Origin of the sequence: Pilimelia terevasa (assembly GCF_014647915.1) — a bacterium.
In the GTDB taxonomy this organism is placed as follows: domain Bacteria; phylum Actinomycetota; class Actinomycetes; order Mycobacteriales; family Micromonosporaceae; genus Pilimelia; species Pilimelia terevasa.
Genome location: NZ_BMQC01000001.1, coordinates 293164 through 309239 on the forward strand (window position 1 = coordinate 293164; position 16076 = coordinate 309239).

General features: G+C 75.0%; 19 protein-coding genes, 1 pseudogene and 1 riboswitch. Of the genes and pseudogenes, 15 read left to right on the forward strand and 5 right to left on the reverse strand.

What is annotated here, in order from left to right; translation table 11 throughout:
- Positions 1-66: 66 nt before the first annotated feature.
- From rpmJ to IEY75_RS01505, 7 genes are all read left to right on the forward strand, one after another.
- Positions 67-180 carry a 50S ribosomal protein L36 gene (gene rpmJ / locus IEY75_RS01475; protein ID WP_020520458.1) on the forward strand — a complete coding sequence of 38 codons (114 nt, stop codon included), beginning with the start codon at positions 67-69 and terminating at the stop codon, positions 178-180.
- 200 nt (positions 181-380) lie between these two features.
- Positions 381-761: a 30S ribosomal protein S13 gene (rpsM, locus tag IEY75_RS01480; protein WP_189112306.1), complete on the forward strand. Its 381-nt coding sequence runs from the start codon at positions 381-383 to the stop codon at positions 759-761.
- Between the two features lie 25 nt (positions 762-786).
- Entirely contained in the window at positions 787-1194 is a 408-nt protein-coding gene (gene rpsK, locus IEY75_RS01485) for a 30S ribosomal protein S11 (protein ID WP_189112307.1), read from the forward strand.
- A gap of 107 nt (positions 1195-1301) precedes the next feature.
- Complete coding sequence (locus IEY75_RS01490; RefSeq protein WP_189112308.1) at positions 1302-2324, forward strand: DNA-directed RNA polymerase subunit alpha; 1023 nt, start codon at positions 1302-1304, stop codon at positions 2322-2324.
- A 32-nt stretch (positions 2325-2356) separates the two neighbouring features.
- Positions 2357-2884 carry a 50S ribosomal protein L17 gene (gene rplQ / locus IEY75_RS01495; protein ID WP_189112309.1) on the forward strand — a complete coding sequence of 176 codons (528 nt, stop codon included), beginning with the start codon at positions 2357-2359 and terminating at the stop codon, positions 2882-2884.
- A gap of 90 nt (positions 2885-2974) precedes the next feature.
- Positions 2975-3784, forward strand: a complete 810-nt coding sequence (gene truA / locus IEY75_RS01500) for a tRNA pseudouridine(38-40) synthase TruA (protein WP_189112310.1) — start codon at positions 2975-2977, stop codon at positions 3782-3784.
- 62 nt (positions 3785-3846) lie between these two features.
- Positions 3847-4458 (forward strand): class I SAM-dependent methyltransferase, encoded by a 612-nt coding sequence (locus tag IEY75_RS01505; protein ID WP_189112592.1) that lies wholly within the window; start codon positions 3847-3849, stop codon positions 4456-4458.
- 33 nt (positions 4459-4491) lie between these two features.
- Here IEY75_RS01505 and IEY75_RS01510 read toward each other — a convergent pair whose 3' ends face one another.
- On the reverse strand, positions 4492-4920 hold the full coding sequence (locus IEY75_RS01510) for a helix-turn-helix domain-containing protein (protein ID WP_189112311.1): 429 nt from the start codon (positions 4918-4920) through the stop codon (positions 4492-4494).
- A 633-nt stretch (positions 4921-5553) separates the two neighbouring features.
- Here IEY75_RS01510 and IEY75_RS01515 point away from each other — a divergent pair.
- The 8 genes and pseudogenes from IEY75_RS01515 (at position 5554) to thiC (ending at position 13518) form a co-directional block, all read left to right on the forward strand.
- Complete coding sequence (locus IEY75_RS01515) at positions 5554-7230, forward strand: ATP-binding cassette domain-containing protein (RefSeq protein WP_189112312.1); 1677 nt, start codon at positions 5554-5556, stop codon at positions 7228-7230.
- A 98-nt stretch (positions 7231-7328) separates the two neighbouring features.
- Positions 7329-7437, forward strand: a riboswitch (TPP riboswitch).
- A complete protein-coding gene (locus IEY75_RS01520) occupies positions 7430-8086 on the forward strand; it encodes a thiamine phosphate synthase (protein WP_189112313.1) in 657 nt (218 codons plus the stop codon). It overlaps the preceding riboswitch by 8 nt.
- Entirely contained in the window at positions 8083-9147 is a 1065-nt protein-coding gene (gene thiO, locus IEY75_RS01525) for a glycine oxidase ThiO (protein ID WP_189112314.1), read from the forward strand. Before IEY75_RS01520 ends, thiO begins: the two co-directional genes overlap by 4 nt.
- Position 9148: 1 nt before the next feature.
- Complete coding sequence (thiS, locus tag IEY75_RS01530) at positions 9149-9349, forward strand: sulfur carrier protein ThiS (protein ID WP_189112315.1); 201 nt, start codon at positions 9149-9151, stop codon at positions 9347-9349.
- A gap of 35 nt (positions 9350-9384) precedes the next feature.
- A complete protein-coding gene (locus IEY75_RS01535) occupies positions 9385-10149 on the forward strand; it encodes a thiazole synthase (protein ID WP_189112593.1) in 765 nt (254 codons plus the stop codon).
- Between the two features lie 53 nt (positions 10150-10202).
- Positions 10203-10862, forward strand: a pseudogene (locus IEY75_RS01540) (thiamine phosphate synthase); the annotation flags it as partial.
- A gap of 242 nt (positions 10863-11104) precedes the next feature.
- Positions 11105-11911: a bifunctional hydroxymethylpyrimidine kinase/phosphomethylpyrimidine kinase gene (gene thiD / locus IEY75_RS01545; RefSeq protein ID WP_189112316.1), complete on the forward strand. Its 807-nt coding sequence runs from the start codon at positions 11105-11107 to the stop codon at positions 11909-11911.
- On the forward strand, positions 11911-13518 hold the full coding sequence (gene thiC / locus IEY75_RS01550) for a phosphomethylpyrimidine synthase ThiC (protein ID WP_189112317.1): 1608 nt from the start codon (positions 11911-11913) through the stop codon (positions 13516-13518). Before thiD ends, thiC begins: the two co-directional genes overlap by 1 nt.
- 52 nt (positions 13519-13570) lie before the next feature.
- On the opposite strand, the gene IEY75_RS01555 is transcribed toward thiC, so the two are convergent.
- The 4 genes from IEY75_RS01555 to IEY75_RS01570 form a co-directional block, all read right to left on the reverse strand.
- The gene (locus tag IEY75_RS01555; RefSeq protein WP_189112318.1) at positions 13571-14197 is read right to left on the reverse strand and encodes a DUF4360 domain-containing protein; all 627 of its coding nucleotides are present in this window, start codon (positions 14195-14197) and stop codon (positions 13571-13573) included.
- A gap of 267 nt (positions 14198-14464) precedes the next feature.
- Entirely contained in the window at positions 14465-15106 is a 642-nt protein-coding gene (locus IEY75_RS01560; protein WP_189112319.1) for a DUF4360 domain-containing protein, read from the reverse strand.
- Between the two features lie 253 nt (positions 15107-15359).
- Complete coding sequence (locus IEY75_RS01565; protein ID WP_189112320.1) at positions 15360-15536, reverse strand: hypothetical protein; 177 nt, start codon at positions 15534-15536, stop codon at positions 15360-15362.
- Between the two features lie 23 nt (positions 15537-15559).
- Complete coding sequence (locus tag IEY75_RS01570; RefSeq protein WP_189112321.1) at positions 15560-15979, reverse strand: CBS domain-containing protein; 420 nt, start codon at positions 15977-15979, stop codon at positions 15560-15562.
- Between the last annotated feature and the right edge of the window lie 97 nt (positions 15980-16076).

The window sequence follows — 16076 nt, forward strand, 5'->3', positions numbered from 1 at the left end:
CGGGAAACCCCAACACGCCCCCGCCGCGGGCCTCGCGGCGACGGGCATGGACCGAGAAGGCACACCGTGAAGGTCAAGCCGAGCGTCAAGAAGATCTGCAACAAGTGCCGCGTCATCCGTCGGCACGGCCGGGTCATGATCATTTGTGACGACCCGCGCCACAAGCAGCGCCAGGGCTGAGCCCCGGTTCGACGACGCGGACAGTTGAAGACAAGCTCGCCCCAGTGGGAGGCCGTGGCCGACAGGCCATGACCGCGGCGCACCAGGCGCCGCCTCCCGCTCACCCCCGGTCGGAGGCCGGGGCCCTACGGGCACCGGTTCACGCCGGGTGGGGAGGGTGGGCACAGACCTCCGAGCACAGTAAGGAAGTACGCCCACAGATGGCACGTCTAGTCGGCGTCGACCTCCCCCGCGAGAAGCGGATGGAGATCGCGCTCACCTACATCTTCGGCGTCGGTCGCACCCGGGCGCTTGAGACGCTCGCCGCCACCGGCATCGACAACAACAAGCGGGCCAAGGACCTCAGCGACGAAGAGGTCGTCCAGCTCCGCGATTACATCGAGGCCCACTTCAAGGTCGAGGGCGACCTGCGCCGCGAGGTCGCCGCCGACATCCGCCGCAAGGTGGAGATCGGCACGTACCAGGGCATCCGCCACCGCCGTGGCCTGCCTGTCCGGGGCCAGCGCACGCGTACCAACGCTCGTACCCGCAAGGGACCGAAGCGGACCGTGGCTGGCAAGAAGAAGGCCGGCAAGAAGTAATCGGGATCAAGGAGCTCACGTAGTTATGCCAGCTAAGGCACGTACCGGAGCCGCGGTCAAGAAGGTCCGGCGCAAGGAACGCAAGAACGTCACGCACGGTCAGGCCCACATCAAGAGCACCTTCAACAACACCATCGTGTCGATCACCGACCCGACCGGTGCGGTGATCTCGTGGGCCTCGTCCGGGCAGGTCGGGTTCAAGGGTTCGCGCAAGTCGACCCCGTTCGCCGCGCAGCTCGCCGCCGAGGCGGCCGCCCGGCGCGCGATGGAACACGGCATGAAGAAGGTCGACGTCTTCGTCAAGGGCCCGGGCTCGGGCCGGGAGACGGCGATCCGCTCGCTCCAGGCGGCGGGCCTTGAGGTCGGCCAGATCCAGGACGTGACGCCGCAGCCGCACAACGGCTGCCGGCCGCCGAAGCGCCGCCGGGTCTGAGGAACGTGTGCCGAGGGGTACGGCGCCGCCGTGCCCCTCGCCGCAGCAAGTGATCACCATTGGTTTGGGCGTCAAATAGCGGACGTCCCGGACGAGAAGAGACCTCCATGCTCATCACCCAGCGACCGACCCTCTCCGAAGAGGCGATCAGCGAGACCCGGTCGAAGTTCACCATCGAGCCGCTGGAGCCGGGCTTCGGCTACACGCTCGGCAACTCGCTGCGGCGCACGCTGCTCAGCTCCATCCCGGGCGCGGCGGTCACCAGCATCAAGATCGACGGCGTGCTGCACGAGTTCACCACGATCCCCGGGGTCAAGGAGGACGTGGTCGAGCTGGTCATGAACATCAAGGAGCTGTCCGTCAGCTCCGAGCACGACGAGCCGGTCAGCATGTACCTGCGCAAGCAGGGCCCCGGCGACGTCACCGCGGGCGACATCCAGCCCCCGGCCGGCGTCTCGGTGCACAACCCGGACCTGAAGCTGGCCACGCTCAACGGCAAGGGCCGGCTGGACATGGAGCTGACGGTCGAGCGGGGCCGCGGCTACGTCACGGCGGCGCAGAACAAGAGCGCGTCCGCCGAGATCGGCCGGATCCCGATCGACTCGATCTACTCGCCGGTCATGAAAGTGACCTACCGGGTCGAGGCCACCCGCGTCGAGCAGCGGACGGACTTCGACCGCCTGATCATCGACGTCGAGAGCAAGGCGTCCCTCTCGCCGCGGACCGCGCTGGCCTCGGCCGGTTCGACGCTGGTCGAGCTGTTCGGGCTCTGCCGGGAGCTGGACGAGTCGGCCGAGGGCATCGACATCGGCCCGTCGCCGCAGGACGCGCAGCTCGCCGCGGACCTGGCGCTGCCGATCGAGGAGCTGGACCTGACCGTCCGCTCGTACAACTGCCTCAAGCGTGAGGGCATCAACACCGTTGGTGAACTCATCGGACGCACGGAAGCCGATCTTCTGGATATAAGGAATTTCGGTCAGAAGAGCATCGACGAGGTCAAGATGAAGCTCGCCGGGATGGGCCTGGGCCTCAAGGACTCCGCCCCGACCTTCGACCCGGCGCATGTCGTGGACTCCTTCGGCGAGGTGGACTACGACAGTGACGACTACCGCGAGACCGAGCAGCTCTAAGCCGGCTGCCGCCACCTGAGACAGGAGCACCAATGCCCACGCCCACCAAGGGTCCGCGCCTCGGCGGCAGCCCCGCGCACGAGCGGCTGATGCTGGCGAACCTGGCCACGTCGCTCTTCGCGCACGGCAAGATCAAGACCACCGAGACCAAGGCCAAGCGGCTGCGCCCGTTCGCGGAGCAGCTCATCACCAAGGCCAAGCGCGGCGACCTGCACGCCCGCCGCCGGGTGCTCGGCGTCGTCCGCGACAAGGACGTGGTCTTCAAGCTGTTCGACGAGCTGGCCCCGCGGTTCGCCGACCGGGACGGCGGCTACACCCGGATCACCAAGACCGGCCCGCGCAAGGGCGACAACGCCCCGATGGCGGTCATCGAGCTGGTCGAGGAGCAGGTCGCCGCCAAGCCGGCCAAGAGGGCACCGGCGAAGAAGGCCCCGGCCAAGGCGGCGGCGCCGAAGTCCGAGGACCCCGTGGTCGAGGAGACCGCCGCGCCGGTCGCCGCGGACACCGAGGCCGGCGAGGCCTCCGCGTCGGGCGACACCGGCGCCGAGGGCGACAAGTAACCACGTACGTCCGCCGCGAGGCGTCCCGCTGCCGGCGGGGCGCCTCGCGGCGCATCCGGGCACGGCAGGGCGGCGGGCGAGGAGGTCCGGGTGCGGGTACGGCTCGACGTCAGCTACGACGGCACCGACTTCTCCGGGTGGGCGGTGCAGCCGCAGCGGCGGACCGTCGCCGGGGTGCTGGAGGACGCGCTGGGCAGGGTGTACGGGGGAGCGCCGCGGGTGACCGTCGCCGGCCGCACCGACGCCGGGGTGCACGCGACCGGCCAGGTCTGCCACGTCGACCTCGACCTCCCGGCGCTGCCGGCGAACACCCTGCACCGGCTGGCCAGCATCCTGCCGGCGGACGTGCGGGTGCGGGCGGCGGCTGTGGTGCCCGGGGACTTCGACGCGCGCTTCTCGGCGACGTTCCGGCGGTACGAGTACCGGGTCGCCGACGCGCCGCACGGCGCCGAGCCGCTGCGCCGCCGCGACACCCTCGCGTGGCCGCGCCCGCTGGACGCCGACCGGCTCAGCGCCGCCTCGGCCGGACTGGTGGGTGAGCACGACTACGCCGCCTACTGCCGGCGCAAGGAGAACGCCACCACCATCCGCGCGGTGACCCGCCTGGACTGGCGGCGGGACCCCGACGGGGTGCTGGTGGCGACCGTCCAGGCGGACGCGTTCTGCCAGGCGATGGTCCGCAGCCTCGTGGGTGCCCTGCTGCACGTGGGCGACGGCCGCCGCGAGCCCGGGTGGCCGGCGGCGCTGCTGACCCGCGGGGCCCGGGCCAGCGAGGTCACGGTCGCCCCCGCCCACGGCCTGACCCTCGTCGCGGTCGGCTACCCGGCGGACCCGGCCGGGTACGCCGCCCAGGACCGGCGGACCCGCCGCCTGCGCACCCTCCCGGAGGCACCGTCGTGACCGACCCCCACCCCGAACCCTCCCCGGCCGCGCCGCCGGCCGCCGAGGGGCCCGCGGCGACCCTGGACGGCGACCACTACTTCACCGCCGTACCCGGCAGCGCCGCCCGGACCCGCCCGGTGACCTTCGCCGTCGCGGGCCACGAGTACACGGTCGCCGCCGGCCGCGGGGTCTTCTCGGCGACGCGGCTGGACCCCGGTACCGCGGTCCTGCTGCGCAAGGCGCCGCTGCCGGCCGCCGACGAGCCCGGCCCGCTGCTCGACCTCGGCTGCGGGTACGGCCCGATCGCCGCGGTCCTCGCCGACCGGGCGCGGGCCGCCACCGTGTACGCCGTCGACGTGAACGCCCGCGCGCGCGAGCTGACGGCGGCCAACCTCGCCCCCCACGGCGGGCGCGCCCGGGTGAGCGACCCGGACGGCGTGCCCCCGGGCGTGGCGTTCGCGCAGATCTGGAGCAACCCCCCGATCCGGGTGGGCAAGGCCGACCTGCACGCGCTGCTGGGGCGGTGGCTGCCGCGGCTGGCCGCGGACGGGGTGGCGTGGCTCGTGGTGGCGCGGCACCTGGGCGGCGACTCGCTCCAGGAGTGGCTGGTGGCGCAGGGCTGGGCGGTGCACCGGCACGCGAGCCAGAAGGGCTTCCGGGTGCTGCGGGTGGGTCGCCGGCCCGCGGCCTAGCCCCGAACCTCCGGCCGCTGCTGCCGGCCGCGCCTAGTCCGCCGGTACGGGGGGCAGGCCGTGGGTCCGCCGGATCTGGTCCAGGACCGCCACGATCGTGTCCAGGCTGGCCTGGGGGAGCCCGGCCGCCCGCAGCGCCACCCCGCGCACGCCGGTCTCCTTCAGCGCCTCCAGCGCGGCGAGCTGGGCGGCGACCCGCTCAGCGTGGGCCTCGTCCACGAAGTACGCCGGGGAGACGCCGAAGAACGCCGCCAGCGCCTGGAGCAGCGCCGAGGACGGTTCGGTGCGCCGGCCGGTGCGCAGGGCCGAGAGGTACGCGCCGGTGACCCGCAGGCTCGGGTGGCGCGCCTTCAGCTCCCGGGCCACCTCGTCGTTCGTCCAGCGCCGCCCGTCCGGGCGGGCCTGGCGGAAGAGGAGGTCGAGCCGCCGGGCCAGTGCGGGGCGGTCCTCGTTGGTCGTCATCACCAGGTCCTTCCGTCAGGTCCCGCGCGGAACGCGGCGGACCTCAACGGTCAGTTGATTGCGTGGGCGGCGGGCTTGAGGATACCGCCGATTTCGCCTCCCGCGGCAGCTCACTCGGGCGAACTGTCTCAACGGACAGTTGACATTCGCCGCCGCGCGTCGACAGGATGAAGGCGTTTCAACTGTCAGTTGATTTGCCGCTACAGATCCACGCCTGCCGACGGTCCGCGCCTGCCACGCATCCGCGCCCGTTCCGGGTCCGCCGGCCGCGGATGCGTGGCGAGGTGGCCCGCGCCGACCGCGGGCCGGGCAGGTGGTGGACCTGCCCGGGTCGACTTCGCGCCGGGTGCGGGCGGCGGCACGGGCCGGACGGGAGCGGCATGACGGGATGGGGCGGGCCGGGCTGACACCGGCCCGAACGGGCGGCGGGGGCGTGATCGGCTCCGCGTGTGGCCGGGTCGGCGTCGCCGGCCGGGCCATGGGAACGGGGGCGGAGTCGGTCCGGGATGGCCGGCGACGGGGGACAGGCGGGGCGCCCGCGCAGGCGCCTGCCCGCGGCACCCGTCGCCGGCCGCCCGCGCGTCGCGGCGAAACTCGGGTGACCGCCCGCGGCCCACCGGCGACGATGGCCCGATGGGATACGTGGACGTGGCCGGGGTCGCGCATGTGCTGCCGGACGGGCGCGAACTGTTCGCCGACGTGTCGTTCCGGGTCGCCGACGGCGCCAAGATCGCTCTGGTCGGGCCGAACGGCGCGGGCAAGACCACGCTGCTGCGGATGGTGGCCGGCGACCTGCCGGTGCGGACCGGCGGGGTGGCGCGGGTCGGCGGGCTCGGCGTGATGCGGCAGTTCATCGGCATGGTCGGCGACGACACGGCGCTCGCCGACCTGGCGCTCTCGCTCGCGCCGCCGGCCGTCCGCGCGGCCGGCGCGCGGCTCGCCGCCGCCGAGCGCACGCTGCACGCCACCGAGGCCGCCGGCCGGCTGTCGCGGGCGGCGCAGAAGGCGCAGCTCGCGTACGCCGAGGCGCTGGCCGCGTGGGGCGAGTCCGGCGGGTACGACGCCGAGGTGCTGTGGGACACGGTCTCGACCGTCGTCCTCGGCCAGACCTGGGACGCCACCCGGGGGCGCCTGGTGCGCACGCTGTCCGGCGGGGAGCAGAAGCGGTTCGCCCTGGAGCTGCTGCTGCGCGGCCCCGAGGAGGTCCTGCTGCTCGACGAGCCGGACAACTTCCTCGACGTACCCGGCAAGCGGTGGCTGGAGGAGCGCCTCGCGGCGTCGGCCAAGTCGGTGCTCTACGTCTCGCACGACCGGGAGCTGCTGGCCCGGACCGCCGACCGGGTGGTGGCCGTGGAGGGCGGCAGCGCCTGGGTGCACCCGGGCGGGTTCGCGTCCTGGCACGCGGCGCGGGCCCACCGGCACGACCGGATGCAGGAGCGGCGGCGGCGCTGGGACGAGGAGCGCGAGAAGCTGCGCCAGCAGATGCTGATGTACAAGCAGAAGGCGGCCTACAACTCGGACATGGCGTCGCGGTACCAGGCGGCGCAGACGCGCCTGCGCCGGTTCGAGGAGGCCGGCCCGCCGCCGCTGCCGCCGCGGGAGCAGGACATCCGCGTGCGGCTGTCGGGCGGCCGCACCGGCAAGCGGTCCATTGTCTGCGAACAGCTCGAACTGGACGGTCTGACGTACCCCTTCGACCTGGAGGTCTGGTACGGCGACCGCGTGGCGGTGCTGGGCGCGAACGGTACCGGCAAGTCGCACTTCCTGCGGCTGCTGGCCCGCGGCGGCACGGACCCCGACCCGGCCGCGGTCCCGCCGGACGGGCGGGCGCTGGCGCCGGTGGCGCACGGCGGGGTCGCGCGCCTGGGCGCCCGCGTGGTGCCGGGGCACTTCTCGCAGACCCACGACCGGCCCGAGCTGGCCGACCGGTCCCTGGTGGACGTGCTGTGGCGCGGCGACGAGCGGCGGTCCGGGCTGGACCGGCACGGGGCGATGGCCGCGCTGAACCGGTACGAGCTGGCCGGGCAGGGCGACCAGCGGTTCGGGACGCTCTCGGGCGGGCAGCAGGCGCGGTTCCTCGTCCTGCTGCTGGAGCTGTCCGGCGCCACCCTGCTGCTGCTGGACGAGCCGACGGACAATCTAGACCTGGCCAGCGCCCAGGCGCTGGAGGACGGCCTGGCGGCGTTCGCGGGCACGGTGGTGGCGGTGACGCACGACCGCTGGTTCAGTCGGTCGTTCGACCGTTTCGTCCTTTTCGGTGGCGACGGCGAGGTCGTCGAGACCCCGGAGCCGGTCTGGGACGTGCGGTAGGCGTCACCGGGGAGTCCGTACCATTTGCCGGCTCTGGGCGCGAGCGGCGGAGCCGGGACGGTTGGCAGGCCGCCGCGTGTCGCCGTAGTGTGCGACGCAGGTACATCCGCGGGAGCCCGGCGCACCGGGCTGAGAGGGGGGCTGGCGCCCCCGACCGTCGCACCTGATCCGGGTAATGCCGGCGCAGGGAGGAGTCACGATGTCGCAGCCCGGTCGACTACACCTGCTCACCGACACCCGGCCCGGTACCCGCCCGCTGGCGGTGCTGCGGGCCGCGCTCGCCGTACCCGTGCCGCCCGCCGTCGGGCTGGTCGTCCAGGTCCGGGTCGAGGACGCCTGGACCGACCGGGACGCGTACGGGCTGGTCGCCGCCGCCCTGCCCCTGTGCCGGGCCGCCGGTGCCGCCTGCCTGGTCAACGACCGGCTCGACGTCGCGCTCGCCGCGGGCGCCGACGGCGGCCACGTCGGGGCCGAGGACCTGCCGGTCGACGCGGCCCGCCGGGTGCTCGGCGCCGGTGTGCTGGGCGCCACCTGCCGCAGTGCCGCCGCCGCCCGGGACCACGCCGCCGCCGGTGCCGACTACCTGGGCGTCGGGCCGGCCTTCGCCACCGGCACCAAGGAGGGCCTGCCCGCCGCGATCGGACCGGCGGGTGTCGCCGCCGTGGCGGCGGCGGTCCCCGGTACCCCGGTCATCGCCATCGGCGGCGTCACGCCCGACCGCGTCGCGGAGCTGTGCGCGGCCGGCGCGTACGGCGTCGCCGCGGTGTCGGCGGTGACGGCGGCGGCCGACCCGGCCGCCGCGGTGGCCGCCTTCTACGCCGCGTTCGCCGCGGTCGGCGCCGGGGCGTCCCGGTGAGGGTCGCCGTCGTCGGCGCCGGGCCGGTGGGCCTGGCCGCGGCCTGGCGCTGCGCGGCGCGCGGGCACGAGGTGCGGGTGTACGGCGACGGCGGCGACGGCGCCTGGCGGGTGGCCGCCGGGATGCTCGCGCCGGTCGCCGAGGCGTACTTCGGCGAGCGCGCGCTGACCGCGCTCCTGGTCGCGGGGGCCGCGGCCTGGCCGGACTTCGCCACCACCCTCGGCGGGGCCGACCGCGGCGCCGCCGACCTCCTGGGCTACCGGGTGGACGGGACGCTGATGGTCGGCTGGACCAGCGACGACCTGGCGGAGGTCGCCCGGCTGCGGGCCTACCAGGAGGAGCTGGGGCTCCCGGTCGAGGCGCTGCGCGGCGCCGGGGTGCGCGCGCGGGAGCCGCTGCTCTCGCCCCGGGTGCGCGGCGGCGCCCACGCGCCCGGGGACCACGCCGTGGACCCGCGCCGGCTCGTCGGCGCGCTGCGCGCGGCGGCGGTCGCCGCCGGGGCCGTGTGCGACCCCTCCCGGGTGGCCGACCTGGCGGCGCTGTCCGCCGACGCGGTCGTGGTCGCCGCCGGCCTCGGGGTCGCGGCGCTGACCGGGCTGCCGGTCCGGCCGGTCAAGGGGCAGGTGCTGCGCCTGCGCACGCCCGACGGCGGCCCGCCGGGATTCCGGCACGTCGTCCGCGGCGTGGTGGACGGACGGCGGGTGTACTGCGTCCCGCGCCCCGACGGCGAGGTCGTCGTGGGGGCGACCGTCGAGGAGCGCGGCGACGACGTGGCGACGGCGGGCGCGGCGCTGGACCTGCTGCGGGCCGCCGTGGACCTCATCCCGGACCTGGCCGAGTACGCGCTCGCCGAGGTCGGCGTGGGCCACCGGGCCGGTACGCCGGACAACGGGCCGATCCTGGGCCGGCTGGACGCGCGGGTCGTGGTGGCCGGCGGGTTCCACCGGCACGGCGTCGTGCTGGCCCCGCTGGCCGGTACCGCCGCCGCCGACCTGGTCGACGGGCGCGCGCCCGCGGCGGTCTGGGCGCCGTTCACCCCCCAGCGCTTCGGGAAGGGCTGAGATGCAGTTGACGATCAACGGGGTTCCGCGGGACCTGCCCGCCGACGCCACCGTCGCCGACGCCGTGGCGGCCGCGGCGGCGCCGCCGCGCGGCGTGGCGGTGGCGGTCAACGGGGCCGTCGTGCCCCGCGGGGCGTGGCCGGCGACGGCGCTGGCGGCCGGGGACCGGGTCGAGGTCCTGTCCGCGGCGCAGGGAGGGTGACCGTGGGCGGGTACCCCGACAGCGCCGTCGGCGACCTGGTGATCGCCGGGGAGAAGATCGGCTCGCGGCTCATCCTCGGCACCGGCGGCGCCGCCAGCCTCGCCGCGCTGGACGAGGCGGTCACGGCGTCCGGTACCGCGATGGTGACCGTCGCGCTGCGCCGGGTCGACGCCGCCGCCGGCCAGCCGGGCGGGCTGCTGGACCTGCTGGAGCGGCGCGGCGTGAAGCTGCTGCCGAACACCGCCGGCTGCTACACCGCCCGGGAGGCCGTGACGGTGGCCCGGCTCGCCCGGGAGGCGTTCGGCACGTCGTGGGTGAAGCTGGAGGTCATCGGCGACGACCGGACGCTGCTGCCCGACGCCGTGGAGCTGGTCGCCGCGGCCGACGAGCTGGTCGCCGACGGCTTCACGGTCCTGCCGTACACCACCGACGACCCGGTGCTCGCCCGGCGGCTCGCCGACGTCGGGTGCGCGGCCGTGATGCCGGCCGGGTCGCCGATCGGCTCGGGCCTGGGGATCAACAACCCGCACCACGTCCGGCTGCTGCGGCAGGCGGTGGACGTACCGGTGATCCTCGACGCCGGGATCGGCACCGCCTCCGACGCGGCCCTGGCGATGGAGCTGGGCTGCGACGGCGTACTCCTGGCCTCGGCCGTCACCCGTGCCCAGGACCCGGCGGCGATGGCCGCGGCGATGCGGCACGCGGTGGCCGCGGGCCGGCTGGCCTACGGCGCGGGCCGGATCCCGCGCCGGTTCCACGCGCTGGCCTCCACCCCCGACGAAGGGCGACCCGACCTGTGAGCACCTGGTGGCGCACTCCCGCACCCGCACCCGGCACGCCCCCGGCCGGCCCGGTGCCGCGCGGCCTGTGGCTGCTGACCGACCGCGGCCAGGCGCCGCGGCCGCTGGTCGCGCAGGTCGCCGCGGCGGTCGCCGGTGGCGTGCGCACCGTCGTGCTGCGGGAGAAGGACCTGCCGTACGGACCGCGCCGCGACCTCGCCGACGCGCTGCGGGGCCTGCTCGACCCGGTCGGCGGCCTGCTGGTCGTCGCCGGCTCCGACCCGCTGGGCGGGACGGCCCGGCACCTGCCCGACACCCCGGCCGGCGGCAGCTCCGCCGCGGCCGCCGACACGCCGGCCGCGGGGGCCGACACGCCGTACGGCGGCGCGACGGTGCCGGCCGACTACGCCCTCGGCCCGGACGGGGCCCGGGCGCCGGGGGCGCTGTTCGGCTGGTCCTGGCACGGCGGGGCGCCGCCGCCCGACGGCGTCGACTACGTGACGCTCTCGCCGGTGTACGCGACCCGCTCCAAGCCCGGCCACGGGCCGGCGCTGGGGGCCGCCGGCCTCGCCGCGGGTGTGCGCCGGCTGGGCGCGTCGGTACCGGTCGTCGCCCTCGGCGGCGTTTCCACCGCCGGGCAGGTGCGCGACTGCCTGGCCGCCGGTGCCCACGCGGTGGCGGTCATGGGTGCGCTGATGCGCGCCGACGACCCGGCCGCCCTGGCGGCGACGCTGGTCCGGGCGGCGGCCCCGGCCCCGGCGGTGGACTGGGCGCCGCCGCCCGGGCGCCCGGCCCGGCGGGCCACCCCGGCCCGCCCGATCCCGGCCGCCCGCGCGCCGGAGCCCGCGCCGCCCACCGCGGCGGCCCACACGACGGCGGGGCCGGTCGGGCCGCCCGCCGCGACCGGGTGCCGGTCCGCCGCCGCGGCCGACGGCCCCGGCGCGGAGCCGGCCGCCGCCGGCCCGGAGGGCGGTCGGTGACGCCGCCGGTCGTGTTGACCATCGCGGGCTCGGACTCCGGCGGCGGGGCGGGCATCCAGGCCGACCTCAAGACGTTCGCGGCACACCGCTGCTACGGCGCCAGCGTCCTGACAGCAGTCACCGCCCAGAACACCCGCGGGGTCACCGCCGTGCACCCCGTCCCGGTCGAGGTCGTCGCGGCGCAGCTCGACGCCGTACTGGCGGATCTGCCCGTGGCCGCCGTCAAGGTCGGCATGATCGGCGATCGCGCGGTCGCCGCGCTCGTCGCCGCGCGGGCGGCAGCCGGCCGGCTGCCGCACCTCGTCGTCGACCCGGTGCTGGTGGCCACCAGCGGGGACCCGCTCGGCGCCGTCGACGCGGTGACGCCGCTGCTGCCGTACGCCCGCGTCCTGACGCCGAACGCCGCCGAGGCCGGCGCCCTGTGCGGGCGCCCGGTGCGGACCGCCGCCGACGCGGCCGAGGCGGCCCGGGAGCTGGCCGCGCGCGGCCCCCGCGCCGTCGTGGTGACCGGCGGCGACCTCGACGGCGACCCGGTCGACTGCCTGTGGACCGCCGACGGCGGCGCGCGGGAGTTCCCGGGGCCCCGGGTGGACACCCGCAACACCCACGGGACGGGCTGCACGTTCGCGGCGGCGCTCGCCGCGCGGTTCGCCCGGGACCCGGGGGAGGGCGTGGCGACGGCGGTGGCCGCGGCCAAGGAGTACGTGGCTCGGGCGCTGGCCGGCGCGCGCGGGTGGAGCATCGGCGCCGGTCACGGCCCGGTCGACCATTTCGGCTGGGACAGCCAGGGGAGGAGCGAGTAATGCGACGCAAGGTCTACGTGGAGGGTTCGCGACCGGACATCCGGGTGCCGTTCGCCGAGGTCGACCTGAGCAACGACGACCCGGCGGTGCGGCTGTACGACACGTCGGGGCCCGGCGGCGACCCGGAGGTCGGCCTGCCGCAGCTCCGCGCGCACTGGATCGAGGAGCGCGGCGACACCGAGGCGGGCCCCGCCCTCGGGCCGGCGACGCAGGGCCAGACGGTCCGGCACGCCCGGCCGGGGCGGCGCCCGACCCAGCTCCACTACGCCCGGCAGGGCACCGTCACGCCGGAGATGGAGTTCGCCGCGATCCGGGAGGGCCTGGCGCCGGAGGTCGTGCGCGAGGAGATCGCCGCGGGCCGGGCCATCCTGCCCAACAACATCAACCACCCCGAGAGCGAGCCGATGCTGATCGGCGAGCGGTTCCTCGTGAAGATCAACGCGAACATCGGCACCAGCGCCGTCTCGTCCTCGATCGCCGAGGAGGTGGACAAGCTCACCTGGGCCACCAGGTGGGGCGCCGACACGGTGATGGACCTGTCCACCGGCAAGCACATCCACGCCACCCGCGAGAACATCATGCGCAACAGTGCCGTCCCGATCGGCACAGTGCCGCTGTACCAGGCGCTGGAGAAGGTCAACGGCGACCCGAAGGCGCTGAACTGGGAGGTGTACCGGGACACCATCATCGAGCAGGCCGAGCAGGGCGTCGACTACATGACGGTGCACGCGGGCGTGCGGCTGGCGTACGTGCCGCTGGCCGCCGACCGGGTCACCGGCATCGTCTCGCGCGGCGGTTCGATCATGGCGGCGTGGTGCCTGGCGTACCACCAGGAGAACTTCCTCTACACCCACTTCCGCGAGCTGTGCGAGATCTTCGCCGAGTACGACATCGCCTTCTCGCTCGGCGACGGGCTGCGGCCGGGCTCGATCGCGGACGCCAACGACGCGGCGCAGTTCGCGGAGCTGGACACCCTCGGCGAGCTGACCCACATCGCGTGGGAGTACGACGTGCAGGTCATGGTCGAGGGGCCGGGCCATGTGCCGATGCACAAGATCAAGGAGAACGTGGACCTCCAGCGGGAGAAGTGCGCCGGCGCGCCGTTCTACACGCTCGGCCCGCTCACCACCGACGTCGCGCCCGCGTACGACCACATCACCTCGGCGATCGGCGCGGCGATGATCGGCTGGTGGGGTACGGCGATGCTCTGCTACGTCACCCCGAAGGAGCACCTGGGCCTGCCGAACCGGGACGACGTGAAGGCGGGCGTGATCGCGTACAAGATCGCGGCGCATGCCGCCGACCTGGCCAAGGGGCACCCCACGGCGCACGAGTGGGACGACGCGCTGAGCAAGGCCCGGTTCGAGTTCCGCTGGCAGGACCAGTTCAACCTGTCCCTGGACCCGGACACCGCCCGTGAGTACCACGACGAGACGCTGCCCGCGGAGCCGGCGAAGACGGCGCACTTCTGCTCGATGTGCGGGCCGAAGTTCTGCTCGATGAAGATCAGCCAGGAACTGAAGGAGTACGCCGCCAGCGGGATGGCGGCCAAGTCGGCGGAGTTCGTCGACGCGGGCGGCCGGGTCTACCTGCCCGTCGCCCCGTAGGGGCCGCGCCCGTGGATCCCGGCCGCGGCGCCGGGATCCACGGGCGGACGGGTCAGCAGCGGGACCAGGACAGGTCCAGCTGGTCGTACTTCTCGCCGATGTCCGCCGCGAGTTCGCTCGTGTCGGCGGCGCTGACCGAGCCGCCGTCGACGATCAGCTCCTTGGCGAAGGTGATCGGGGTGGGGACACCGCAGGCGTGGTGGCGCTTCACCGACTGCTGGTGCGTGATCGTGCTGCCGACCGGCCCGCCGACATTTCCGGTGACGACCTCCATGGGCCAGGCGCCCCGCCTGTGTTCGCCCCGCACGGTGCCGCGCGCGCCGGCGGCGAGGTCGGCCCAGGTCTGGAACGCGCTCCGGTACGTGGTCAGCCGCCAGCCTGCGGGGTAGGTCAGGGTCAGGGAGATCCGGCACGACCGGCGTTGCGACTGCACCCACGTCACCGAACCGTTGTCCTGCAGCACCATGCCTGCCTGGGCCTCAAGAGCGCCGTACCGGAACTCAAGGCGGCGGTTGCCGTCCGTCAGGGCGACGCCGCTGCTGCGGCAGCCGTCGCCCTCGGAGCTGATGTCGGTCGCGGCGATCCCGTCCGGCGGGTCGTCGGGCGCCGGCGCCGGTGCGGGCGCTCCCGGGATGGCCAGAACTGCGGCCAGGACATGACCTGCGGCGTGCGTGAACATGGTGGGCCCCCGTCAGTCGATGGAGGTTCCGCCCGACTCGCGCCGACCGTGCGGCTTGTCAGCTTCGCCGCGGGTGGCCGTCACCCCCGTGGTGTCGTCCACAGGGGATGCTATGTGAAGCCGGGCCACCTGACGAGCCGCAGAATTCCGCCCGGCGGCCCGACGCCGTGGAGTACGGCGCCCGCTGTCCGATGTGCAACCGCGCGCCTCTTTCGCCCGGCACCACGCCGCAACTCTGCACGGGGACCGGTCGGGAGGTCGTGACTCTCAGCAGCGCTCCCAGCGCAGGTGCACACGGTCGTGTGACGCGAGGCTCTTGACGTCCGCGGCCAGTTCGCTGAGCGAGTTCGCCGCCGCGGTGCCCGCTTCGACGATGAGGTCCTTGCGCATGACCACCGGCACGGGTGCGCCGCAGTCGGTGAGCGGACCGCCCGTGTCGTGCCGCAGCACGACTCCGTCGCTGAGGGGGCCGGCCACGGTCCGGGCGGCGTCCGCCGGCGGGGCGGTCCCCCAGCGGTGGCCGGCGCGGACCGTGCCCCGCGCGCCGCGGGCGATGTCCGCGAAGGTGTACGAGTCGCCGCCCCGCAGGGCGACCCGCCAACCCGGGTCGTAGGTGAGGGTGAAGGACGCGCGGCAGCCGACCTCCTGCCGCGGCACCCACGAGGTCGTACCGTCCACCTGCGGCACGGCACCCGCCTGGGCGAAGAACGATCCGTAGACCACCTCCACGCTCCGCCCGTCGAGCGCCGGCACGACACTGGCGGTCCACGGCAGACAACCCTCGCCCGCGAACTGGACATCGGTCACCTGGAGACCGGCGGGCGGGTCGGCAGCCGGATGCACCGGCCAGGCCGGGCCGGCGACGGCGAGGATCGCCGCGACGGCGGATGTGACGGCATGTAGCAGCATGGTGGACCCCCGTCGGTCGTGGTCGAAGGCCGGCCGTCGACCGGCCCCCCGTCCGCGACACAGGGGTCGCCCGCAGACGTCCGCACCGCGGAACATCGGCGAGTGTGACGTTGTGGCGGCAGAGCAATGGCGACAGCGAACCCTGGACGTCATGTCCACAGGGGAGTATAGCGGCGGTCCGGTGCCGCGGACGGGCCGCGGAGCGTCAGCGCCGCGGCCCGTTTCCGTCGGGTGGCAGGGTCGACCGGGGTGGTCAGGGCACCAGCTTCTCGATGGTGGCGGCGCCCTGCTCGGCCAGCTCCCGGCGTGCCCGCTCCACGTTCTCGGGCGTCGGGTCCTGGCCCTTGGCCTTCGTCACGTCCTCCGGGTCCCAGGGCTGGTCGGCCCCGGTCCGGTAGACGGGGCCGGGCTGGTCCTGCTGCTGGTTCATCACGCTCTCCTCTGGCGGGCGGCTCAGCGCGAGGGCGGGGCCCCGGAGATGTCGGCGAGGGCGGAGGTGCGGTCCTGCTCCAGTGCCAGGTCGCCGATGGAGACGATGCCGACGGGGCGGTCGCCCTCGCACACGGGCAGCCGGCGCAGGGCGTGCTTGCGCATCATCGACACCGCGTCGCTGATCTGGTCGGTGCTGGCGATGGTGTGGACCGGCCCGCTGACGATCTGACTGATCTTGGCGGACCGGGGGTCGAGGCCGTCGGCGACGGCGCGGACCGCGATGTCGCGGTCCGTGATGATGCCCTGGAGCCGGCCCTTCTCCACCACGAGCACGTCACCGATGTCGCTGTCCCGCATGTGCCGGGCGGCCTCGGTCAGTGTGGCGTCCGGGGTGAGGCAGATCGGGTCGGACGTCATCACGTCGCGTACCGTCGAAGCCATGGGGTACCTCCTTGTCCGCAGGTGAACTCGCTCCCCAGGGGTTACCCGCCCCGGCGCTCCTCAACCCGGGCCGGCGACACCCGTACCCCGCTTTGAC